The sequence below is a fragment of the Acinetobacter lactucae genome (genome assembly GCF_001605885.1).
Taxonomy (GTDB): Bacteria; Pseudomonadota; Gammaproteobacteria; order Pseudomonadales; family Moraxellaceae; genus Acinetobacter; species Acinetobacter lactucae.
In genome coordinates, this window is the sequence record NZ_LRPE01000038.1 from 26,245 (window position 1) to 37,050 (window position 10,806).

Below are 10,806 nucleotides of genomic sequence, written 5' to 3' on the forward strand. Positions count from 1 at the left end.
CAAGCAAATTGTGCTATCATGCACGGTTTTTCACTGCCACAGATTCAACAAAGAGTAAGCAAAGATGAGCGATATGCATTCCCCTACTTCTCAAGTAGCGGCTCTGATTAGCCGAGGCAAAGAACAAGGTTACTTAACTTACGCTGAGGTTAACGATCATCTGCCGGACTCGATTACTGAAAGCGAACAGATTGAAGACATTATTCAAATGCTTCAAGACGTTGGTATTCCTGTACACGAGCGTGCACCTGAATCTGACGATACCATGTTCGGTGAGTCGGCTGACGCAACTGATGAGGTTGCTGAAGAAGAAGCTGCTGCCGTACTTGCATCGGTTGAAAATGAGCCTGGACGTACGACAGACCCTGTACGTATGTACATGCGTGAAATGGGTACAGTTGAGCTGTTAACCCGTGAAGGTGAAATCAGCATTGCCAAGCGTATTGAAGAAGGTATCCGTGATGTCCTTAATTCAATTGCTTACTGGCCAAATGCTGTTGAAGTTGTATTAAAAGAATATAATGATTTCTTAACTGGCGAACGCCGTCTTGCCGATATTTTATCTGGCTACCTCGATCCTGAAACTGATGAAGATATTCCAGAAGTTTTAGAAGAAGTTGAAGAGCTTGAGGAAGAAGACGAATCATCTTCAAAATCAACGAAAGAAGTTAAGCTTGATGATGATGATGAAGAAGAAGAATCTGAAGGTGATGACGACTCTGAAGGTGATTCAGGCCCAGACCCAGAAGTTGCAAAAGTTCGTTTTACCGAGCTTGAAGCTGCTTGGGCTAAAACAAAAGCTGTTGTTGAAAAACATGGTCGTAACAGTCCAGAGGCAGAAGAAGCTTTAGAAGCTTTAGCTACTGTGTTTATGATGTTTAAATTTACACCACGTTTATTTGACATCATCTCTGAAATGATCCGTGGTACACATGAGCAAATTCGTGCCAATGAACGTGAAATCATGCGTTATGCAGTACGTCGTGGCCGTATGGACCGTACTCAATTTCGTACATCTTTCCCTAAACAAGAATCTAATCCAGCTTGGTTAGATGAACAAATTGCTAAAGCCCCTGCTGAAATCAAGGCGCATTTAGAAAAAGTTCGTCCAGATGTTTTAGCATTCCAACAAAAGATTGCAGATATTGAGAAAGAGCTTAGTTTAAGCGTTGCTGAAATTAAAGATATCTCTAAACGTATGGCAATTGGCGAAGCGAAAGCACGTCGTGCCAAGAAAGAAATGGTAGAAGCCAACCTCCGTTTGGTAATTTCGATTGCGAAGAAATATACTAACCGTGGTTTACAGTTCCTTGACTTGATTCAAGAAGGGAACATTGGTTTGATGAAAGCTGTAGACAAGTTTGAATACCGCCGTGGTTATAAATTCTCGACCTATGCAACTTGGTGGATTCGTCAGGCAATTACCCGTTCGATCGCCGATCAGGCTCGTACGATTCGTATTCCAGTTCACATGATTGAAACGATTAATAAGATCAACCGTGTATCTCGTCAATTGTTACAAGAAATGGGCCGTGAACCAACACCTGAAGAATTAGGTGAACGTTTAGAAATGGACGAAGTTAAGGTTCGTAAGGTACTTAAGATTGCTAAAGAACCGATTTCAATGGAAACACCTATTGGTGATGATGAAGATTCGCATCTTGGTGATTTCATTGAAGATCAAAACATCACTTCTCCAATTGATGCTGCGACTTCAGAAGGCTTAAAAGAAGCAACTCGTGAAGTATTGGAAAACTTAACTGAACGTGAAGCGAAAGTATTGAAGATGCGTTTTGGTATTGATATGCCAACCGATCACACACTTGAAGAAGTTGGTAAACAATTTGACGTAACACGTGAACGTATCCGTCAGATTGAAGCGAAAGCATTGCGTAAATTACGCCACCCTTCTCGTTCTGAACACTTACGTTCTTTCTTGGAAAATGACTAAATTTTGAAAGCTTGAAATTTCAAAACCAAGCCCCATTTAATAGAAAGAGCTATAAACGCCTGCGATAATGCAGGCGTTTCAAATCATGAGGTAACTTATGTTAGACCGCACTCCATCTCGCGAACTACAAGAACATCTTTGGGTATTTCCGATGGATTATCCAATTAAACTTATTGGCGATGCGGGTGAAGAATTACGTGTTGCTGTAGTCGATATCTTGGTGAAACATTTCCCAGAGTTCGATCACTCAACATTAAAAGTTCAAGAATCTCGCACTGGCAAGTATCATTCTTTAACAGCACAATTGCGCTTTGAGGAATTGGAACAAGTTCATGCACTTTATGCTGACTTGGCTGCTTGTCCGCAGATTAGAACTGCGCTTTAATTTTAAGTTCTTCAATAAATACCACAGTCAGGCATTCTTACTGTGGTATTTTTTTGGAAATTTTAAAACCTCCACACCACGAAAAACCTTACAAATATTTAGAATTCCTTTTATAAAATCCTTTAAAATTACAAGGTCTTCGGCTTTATCTAGTAAATATTCACTGGGCGCCGCATAAACTAACTTATAGGAAGATATTGTGATGAGCCTTGATAAACCTAACTTAATCATTCGGCAATGGAACGATTTACAAGATTATCAAAGCAAATTTGAAACCATGAAACTCTTAACAAATGAGCGAGATCAAAATACGCCCGATGAGTTATGGTTACTTCAGCATCATAATGTTTTAACTCAAGGTCAAGCTGGCAAACCTGAACATATCCTTATTTCATCAGATATTCCTGTAGTACAAACTGATCGTGGAGGGCAAGTAACTTGGCATGGACCTGGTCAACTTGTGGCTTACTTTATGTTTGATCTTAATCGTCTAAAATGGAACGTACGAACGTTAGTCAGTTTTGCTGAACAATTCATGATAGATGTTTTAAAAAAATATGGAATTGAAGCGTATGCTAAGCCTGATGCACCGGGAGTATATGTAGATGGCCGTAAGATTGGTTCCTTAGGTTTTAAAATCCGTCGTGGCTGTAGCTACCATGGGTTAGCGCTAAATCTGGACTGTGCCCTAGACGGGTTCCAGACAATCAATCCTTGTGGCTACGCAGGTTTAGAAATGGTGCGTATACAAGATTTGGTGACTCCTTATCCATCATTCACTCAACTTTGCCAAGACTTTATTGAGTATATTAAGAACACTGGGTACTTTAATGACCCAGAAGTCAAAACTGAATAAATCGCTTTGCGATGAAATAAAAATGGATTAGAGTAATTACTCTAAATTTGCTTTTGCATAATTTTAACAAGGGATACGCGAGTGATTTCGACAAAAGCTGTAAAGCCTACTCTGCAACTTGCCTACGTTAAGCTCATGATGGATGTTGTTGGTCGTGGCTTAGTCATGGCAAGTCAAGTGGACACTGAAATACAAGAGGAAGTATCTAAATTTCCTGTTCACTTTGTACTTTCAATGAATGTTTTCCCAAATGGACCAGCATTTTTTGCTCGAGTCACAGAAGACAAACAGTTAGAGCTACTCAAAAGAGCTGAAAGAAAGCCAGACTTAACTATTACATTCAAACATGTAACTCATGCCTTTTTAGTATTTTCTTTTCAAGAAAGTACTGCCCAAGCATTTGCTAATGACCGAATGATTGCTGATGGTGATGTATCTGCTGCCATCCGCTTAGTACGCTGTCTAAATAAAATGGAATCTCTTATTTTACCTAAATTGGTTGCGTCACTTGCAGTGAAAGAATACCCAACCGAACTAACCCTAAAAGAAAAATTCAACGAAGCTGCAAATATTTATTTAAAAGTAGCTAAGTCCTATTTCAAGCGGAGCGCATAACATGGCTAAACCATATTACGAATTCTTTTGTCCTGTAAAAGTCATTGCTGGTAATGCTGCGTTAGAACATATTCCGTTTGAACTTGCGACTTTAGGCGCGAAACGCCCGCTCATCATTACAGATAAAGGTGTGCGCGCAAATGGCTTACTCAACCCGATTGAAGCTGCATTCAGCACGACTGATGCTGTCATTGGTCATGTTTTCGATGATGTCCCACCAGACTCAAGTTTAGAAGTTGTTCGTCTTGCAGCAGAAGCTTATCGTACAAACAAATGTGATGCGATTATTGCCGTAGGTGGTGGTTCAGTTATCGATACCTCTAAAGCAACTAACATTTTAGTGTCTGAAGGTGGAGATGACTTACTTCAATATTCTGGTGCACACAACCTACCAAAACCATTAAAACCATTTTTCGTAATCCCGACTACATCAGGTACGGGATCTGAAGTGACTATGGTTGCTGTGGTTTCAGATACGCAAAAGAATGTTAAGTTAGCGTTCGCTTCTTATTACCTAATGCCACATGCAGCGATTCTAGATCCACGTATGACGCTTACATTGCCTCCTCATTTAACAGCAATGACAGGTATGGATGCATTAACACATTGTGTTGAAGCTTATACATGTATGGCTGCTAATCCGCTTAGCGATGCTTATGCAAGTGCTGGCATTAAAAAAATCAGCGAGAACTTATTTAATGTCTTAGAAAATCCAAATGACTCACAAGGTCGTTTAGAACTAGCACAAGCCTCTACAATGGCGGGAATTGCATTTTCTAACTCAATGGTAGGACTTGTACACTCTTTAGGTCATGCTTTAGGTGCTGTGGCTCACCTGCCTCACGGTTTATGCATGAATTTATTCTTGCCCTATGTACTTGAATACAATAAGCAAGTAAATGGCCAGAAAATTGGTGAGTTACTATTGCCCTTAGCCGGTGCTGATATCTATGCCCAAACTCCAGCAACCCAACGTGCAGACAGAGCGATTGCTACGATTTTAGCAATGCGTGATCGTCTATTTACTTTAACTAAGTTACCACGCACTTTACGCGAAACAGGCAAAGTAACTGAAGCACAGCTCGATGAAGTTGCAGAGAAAGCACTAAATGATGGCTCAATTATTTACAATCCTAAAGAAGCAAGCCTAAAAGATATCCGAGATATCTTACAAAAGGCATGGTAATACCATAAGTTAAATTAAAAAAATTCTCATAAGATCCTGATTTTTATATAAAATCAGGATTTTTTTTATAGATGTGAATCTGTATTCATCATTTTATTTGTAAATATGGCAAAAAATTTGCTAAAAAATCGATGAAAGTACTGACAATTTGCATCAATTTAGGATAGATTGGCGCACTTTATCTTTTTCTGTAGGGGGGATCGTTCGTCTCAAACGATCCTTAACACCAAGCTGATCCTTGATCAACGATTATGAGGATAACGCCGTTGACAACTATCTCTGGGACTCCGTCTGTAGTTAAACTACAAAAAACGTTAGGTCTTTGGCATATTATTATTATTGGTTTAGCCTATATTCAGCCAATGACATTATTTGACACATTCGGTCTAGTTTCCGAAGAAAGTCATTACCATGTCCCGACTTCGTATATTTTTGCATTAATTGCAATTTTGCTAACATCGATTAGTTACGGACATATGATTAAGCGCTATCCGTCTTCAGGTTCAGCTTATACTTATGCACAAAAATCCATCCATCCCAATGTTGGATTTATGGTCGGTTGGTCATCTTGGTTAGATTATTTGCTTTCACCAATGGTCAATATTATTTTGGCTGGTATTTATCTTGATGCATTATTCCCTACAGTCAATCATTGGGTATGGGTGATTGTATTAACAGCGTTCATGACTGGTATTAACTTACGCGGTGCACGTTTTGTTGCTAATTTTAATAGCCTCATTGTATTTGTACAGTTACTCGTGATCGGTATATTTACTTATCTGGTCTATAGCAAATTACAAATGGGCTATAATGCAGAAGGTCCAATTACAGAAGCAACCCGTTATCAGTTATGGAGCTTAGAGCCTTTCTGGAATGAGTTGACATCCGTAGGGGCATTGGTCACTGGTGCAACATTACTTTGCTTCTCGTTTACCGGGTTCGACTCTTTAAGTTCTTTAGCAGAAGAAACAAAAGATACTGAAAAAACATTACCTAAAGCGATTTTCTTAACAGCACTTATCGCTGGAGTAATCTTTGTCATCAGTACTTACTTCATGCAAATTTACTTCCCTAATGACCCTAAAAACTACTTTGAAGATGTTGCAGCAACACAGCCAGACATTTTATTACTAGTAGGTGGTTCATTATTTCAGTCATACGTTCTTGCTTTTGCAATCATTACTGTCATGGCATCTGGTATTTCAGCTCATGCAGGTGTATCACGCTTGATGTATGCGATGGGACGTGATGGTGTAATCAATAAAAAAATCTTTGGTCATGTTAGTCCAAAAAATTATACGCCTTCATACAATATTCTTATTGTAGGTGTTGTAGCACTAGCAGCAGGCTTCATGAGCTTAGATATTGTCATTTCAATGATTAGCTTTGGAGCATTAACGGCATTCACATTTGTTAATTTATCCGTGATTTCACGTTATGCTTTACGTGATGGCCGCACGAAGAATTTCAAAGATATTTTTAACTTCGTCATTATTCCACTTCTTGGTTTCTTTAGTATCTTCGCCTTATGGCTTGAGATTGAAGAGACGGCCTTAAAATATGGTTTGTGGTGGGCAATGTTCGGTATTTTATATCTAGGTTATAAAACCAAAGGATTTAAATATCAGGCACCACAACATAATGAACATGAGTAACCCATTGTAAAAAAGGCGCTTTAAGCGCCTTTTTTTTTATAGGTCAGATTAACCAAAAATTTTATTGACAATACTTTGCACACGTTGAGCATAAAGCTTCGCTGTTTCAAGGTCACCAGTAGGAACTTCCTCTACACTTGCATCAGAAGGCGATTGAACTAAAAGCCCAACTGAACCACCTAAGTTATTCACATCTTCACGTGTTGCGTCTTTTGTATTCGCAGGTAATAAACCAAGACTTACCCAAATTCCACCATGCTGCGATGCTAAAGTTTGTAATTGGATGAGAGTTACTTGCTTATCACCATTTAAGCTCGCGCTGTTTGTGAAACCTGCAAATACTTTATCTTGCCAACCACGTGTAAACCATACTTTTGAAGTTGCATCAGCAAACTTTTTAAACTGCCATGGTGCTGTGCCCATATAAGTCGGAGCACCAAAGACAATCCCCTTCGCATCATTTAATGTCTGCCAATCTTGATCAGTAATATTCCCCTCTTGATCAATTTGGATGAGCTGCGCATTAATTTCATTTGCAAACGTTTCAGCCACTACCTTGGTATGGCCATAACCAGAGAAATATACAACCGCGATATTAGAGTTAGACATGGGAGAAAACCTTTGTTTTATTAAATTCCACTTTATGATATATTTTAGAAACTAGGTGTCAATTAGTTACTAGTTGGTAACTAGGGTAATTTTTTAAGAAATTAGCAGGTAAATACTATGAATGAGTGTCTAAAATATAATGTTTTTCAACAACATTGCCCTGCTCGTTTATTTTTTGAAAAAATTGCAGATAAGTGGGTTTTATTGATTTTAAATGTGCTTGAAGAGGAAAATCAGCATTTCAATTTACTCAAAAAGAATATTCAAGGAATTTCGCCGAAAGTGCTATCTCAAAAATTAAAAATGTTGGAAAGAGATGGTTTTATCGAACGTAAAATCCAGAATACTTCTCCTATTCGTGTTGATTACTCACTGACTTCTTTAGGGCAAAATGTAGCTGCAATGGCATTCCAATTAAAGGAATGGGCTGAAACCAATATTGAACAGGTTTTAGCAGCCCAAATGACTTATGATGAAAAAGTACTAGAACAGGCTTAACTTAGAGTTCCTCTAAAATTTCAATGAACTTTATCGATTAGGCTGTGTTCTTAACTTAAAGATGGCTCAACTTAATTAATTTTAATCGGTTCAGGTGACGCACTTATTTTAAATTGAATAGTTAAAGGTTCGCATTGTTTTAACTCCTGACCATTTTTCAAATAGCTACTTTCTAAACCATATTTCCAAGTACCGTTCATGATTTCAAATGCAGGATAATTGACAATAAAAGTTTTGGTTTCATTAGGCTGGTACTCGTAGGTTTGAGTCTCTTTACACTCATTTTCTGGATAAGAACGCTTTGTATTTCCAAGTAAATAGAGTTCTAAAGGTACATAACACGCAGGTTGCTTTTCTTGTATTTTCTCTAATCCCTTATTAGTTTGAGTAATTTGCAAAGCAATTGTGCCGTTTAAAGTTAACTGCTGCGCATATTTAAAAACTGTTTCTTTTTCTATGGGTTCACGCGTTACATTATTAAGAAACTGTAATTTACGCTGTAGGCCATAACAATCATCTTCAACAGGAGCAGGTAACCAGATTTCATTATCTTTTGAGTCACCTTTCTCTCCATCCGCTGGTGTCTCATAATCACCCGGTTTACCAGGTTTAGTCGGATATCCCGACCCTCCTAAACTGGCGCCGCCTGCAAATAAATCCTCTCCGCAGGCGGTCAAAAGACCGCCTATTAAAATCAAGCTCATGGATATTATTAATTTTTTATAAGTTGTTTTCGTCATATTGATAAGCTCCGAAACGGAAAGTTTTAGTTGCACCCTTTTTTCCTTCATCTAGTGCACAACGTTCAATGGCTAACTTGAGTACTTGTAGTGATAAATCTTCCCATAAGCGCAAACTTGCTTCTTTGAGTAAAGTGATTGATTCATCTGTTAGTTCATCAGCAAAAATTGCTTGTTCTAAATAGGGTTCTTTTTCTGGTTCAAATAAATTATGAACTCCGGCAGCTAAATGTGCTTCTAAATTACTTGTTAATAATTTTCGAACTTCGAATTGCTCCACATCAGGCATAAAACTACGCTGCTGTAACATCACAAGGCCATCTTCTTCTTTGACAATACTAAGGCGTTCGAGTTCGTTCAAAATAGATCGCGGATGTTTTTCAGTTGAAACTTTCTTTACTAAATTTTCAAAGCTAATCTGATCATTACTTACAAATGGAATTTTTTCTGCCAAACCCTCTGCAAGCCACAAACCAATCACCCTAGCAGGCACACTTACTGGCTCTGCTACTTTTGCCTCTGTTAAAGGCTGCCCAGCCTGCATCGCCTTTTTAAATGCATTGACATCTTTGCGATGTAAACCTGAAAGTAAACTAACTGCTGAATCAGTTGGCTTTTGCTCTATACGCTCTAGCTCAGTTAAAGCCTGTTGATAGAAAACTGGTTTTAAAGCAGTCACAAAGTCGTTATATCCAACTCCCGAACGAATTAACCACTGTGTCAGGTATTCCATTAATATTAATACCTGCTTTTGATTAAGTTCTGCATTGTTCGTTTGGAGTGTGGTCATAGGGTAACAATTTTCCTTCATATTTGAAAAACAGTATGGGCCGAGCAATTGTCACACTGAACGGTTTAAGATGCAATTTTCATTCTTAGACCTCTTTTGGAAACCGATCAACATAATGATTTGGTGCATTAAAATGGGTAAAAGAAATACTTATTGAGACATCTAAACTTTCTACGCTATGCCACCAACCAATCGGGATGAATAGAGCATCCCCAGCATTCAAAATACATTCAACAGGAGTAATTAATTTTGCTAAAGGATATTTTTCAAAATCAATTTTATTTGTATTACTCAACTCACTAAATACCCAATGATCGTTATACAGATGGGGAACTTGTAAGGCAGGAATTAAAGTTACTTTTTTGCTCCCATAAATTTGAACTAACATATTATTTGTTAAATCATGATGTAAGGGTGTAAAAGTTCCTTTAGGTCCAAACCATAGAAAACTACGTTCATTTTTTAAAGCCAAATTACAGTAACCATCTCCAAAATCACCAATATCTAAAAATAATTCTTGAAGCATCTGATGACTATTAGATGCATTATTTGCAGTCATATAAAAATTATTGCTCGCATCAACTGACATAACTTTTGAGACAAACTCTGCCATCTTCATTTTTTGCTTTAGTGATGGAGAATGTCTTTCAAACTGCTCATCTAAATTTCTATTCATCTGAACTTCAACTGAATGATGGCCAAATTTAGAAGAAAAATATTCTGGAGACCATTTACGTAAAGCTGACCAATGTTCTATTCCTTTTTTTAAAATTACAGGCCGATGTTGACTATAGTAATCCTTCATAAAATCAGAAAAACCTGGAACAGTAATTGAAGGAACTTTTTTACTATAGTCAGAGTTTAGCTGTGCCAACTCATCTACAGTTTCTATTAACCATTCACGCTTTTTAAGTTGATGATGCTTTTTCTTTAAAATTTTATATAACTGATTATTTTCTAAATTATTTAAATATTCTTTTACTTCTAAGCCATCATGCCCCTTCTCTATTAATTTTTTTATAATTTCCGCAGACGTTACCTCATTTAGAACTTGTTCAATTATCCATTCTTGATCGTGATCAGATAGAGTCTGAAGATTCAAATCATTTACTTTAAGTTTTGGACCAAATCCATTCGCTTTTAATACCTCAACCAATTGTTCAATTCCACATCCTTTTTCTAAGTTTTCTTCAAGCCAGTTTTTCCATTCAAATGGCAACTGATCAAACCATTTTTTGCTTTGTTCGAATATTTCAATTTGATTATAAGCTGCCATGTTGAACCTTTTTTCAAATTTGATCTTTACAACTGCATTATAATTGATCTATTTTAAAAATGTTAAATTTTCACATTTTTAATAAAAAAAGGGTTCATGTGATGAATAATATAGTAAAAGTAAGCAGCATTGCTTTGATTTTTATGGCTTTAAGTGGTTGTGGGTCTGATGATAATGATTCGACACCGACACCGACACCGACACCGACACCGACACCGACACCGACACCAACACCAACACCAACA

Annotated in this window: 11 protein-coding genes and 1 pseudogene; 8 read left to right on the forward strand and 4 right to left on the reverse strand. The window is 37.6% G+C overall.

Annotated features, from left to right (window positions below):
• Positions 1-64 precede the first annotated feature (64 nt).
• From rpoD to AWW73_RS14755, 6 genes are all read left to right on the forward strand, one after another.
• Positions 65-1,951, forward strand: a complete 1,887-nt coding sequence (gene rpoD, locus AWW73_RS14725; RefSeq protein WP_002116414.1) for an RNA polymerase sigma factor RpoD — start codon at positions 65-67, stop codon at positions 1,949-1,951.
• A gap of 97 nt (positions 1,952-2,048) precedes the next feature.
• Positions 2,049-2,336, forward strand: coding sequence for a YbeD family protein (locus tag AWW73_RS14730; RefSeq protein ID WP_062850024.1), 288 nt, complete (start codon positions 2,049-2,051; stop codon positions 2,334-2,336).
• A 202-nt stretch (positions 2,337-2,538) separates the two neighbouring features.
• Positions 2,539-3,192: a lipoyl(octanoyl) transferase LipB gene (gene lipB / locus AWW73_RS14740; RefSeq protein ID WP_062850025.1), complete on the forward strand. Its 654-nt coding sequence runs from the start codon at positions 2,539-2,541 to the stop codon at positions 3,190-3,192.
• Positions 3,193-3,273: 81 nt separating this feature from the next.
• Positions 3,274-3,807 carry a hypothetical protein gene (locus AWW73_RS14745; protein WP_005072911.1) on the forward strand — a complete coding sequence of 178 codons (534 nt, stop codon included), beginning with the start codon at positions 3,274-3,276 and terminating at the stop codon, positions 3,805-3,807.
• 1 nt (position 3,808) lies between these two features.
• Entirely contained in the window at positions 3,809-4,993 is a 1,185-nt protein-coding gene (locus tag AWW73_RS14750) for an iron-containing alcohol dehydrogenase (RefSeq protein WP_016143320.1), read from the forward strand.
• 251 nt (positions 4,994-5,244) lie between these two features.
• The gene (locus AWW73_RS14755; RefSeq protein ID WP_016143321.1) at positions 5,245-6,648 is read left to right on the forward strand and encodes an APC family permease; all 1,404 of its coding nucleotides are present in this window, start codon (positions 5,245-5,247) and stop codon (positions 6,646-6,648) included.
• Positions 6,649-6,696: 48 nt separating this feature from the next.
• Here AWW73_RS14755 and AWW73_RS14760 read toward each other — a convergent pair whose 3' ends face one another.
• Positions 6,697-7,257, reverse strand: coding sequence for a flavodoxin family protein (locus tag AWW73_RS14760; protein ID WP_016143322.1), 561 nt, complete (start codon positions 7,255-7,257; stop codon positions 6,697-6,699).
• Positions 7,258-7,374: 117 nt separating this feature from the next.
• Between AWW73_RS14760 and AWW73_RS14765 the strand changes: the two genes are divergently transcribed.
• Positions 7,375-7,755 carry a winged helix-turn-helix transcriptional regulator gene (locus AWW73_RS14765; RefSeq protein WP_062850026.1) on the forward strand — a complete coding sequence of 127 codons (381 nt, stop codon included), beginning with the start codon at positions 7,375-7,377 and terminating at the stop codon, positions 7,753-7,755.
• A 71-nt stretch (positions 7,756-7,826) separates the two neighbouring features.
• Here AWW73_RS14765 and AWW73_RS14770 read toward each other — a convergent pair whose 3' ends face one another.
• The 3 genes from AWW73_RS14770 to AWW73_RS14780 form a co-directional block, all read right to left on the reverse strand.
• On the reverse strand, positions 7,827-8,459 hold the full coding sequence (locus AWW73_RS14770; protein ID WP_081409659.1) for a hypothetical protein: 633 nt from the start codon (positions 8,457-8,459) through the stop codon (positions 7,827-7,829).
• A 16-nt stretch (positions 8,460-8,475) separates the two neighbouring features.
• Entirely contained in the window at positions 8,476-9,285 is an 810-nt protein-coding gene (locus tag AWW73_RS14775; protein WP_062850027.1) for a DUF6502 family protein, read from the reverse strand.
• An 85-nt stretch (positions 9,286-9,370) separates the two neighbouring features.
• Positions 9,371-10,561, reverse strand: coding sequence for a cupin-like domain-containing protein (locus AWW73_RS14780; protein ID WP_062850028.1), 1,191 nt, complete (start codon positions 10,559-10,561; stop codon positions 9,371-9,373).
• Positions 10,562-10,662: 101 nt separating this feature from the next.
• Here AWW73_RS14780 and AWW73_RS19255 point away from each other — a divergent pair.
• Positions 10,663-10,806: pseudogene (locus AWW73_RS19255) on the forward strand (hypothetical protein); the annotation flags it as partial.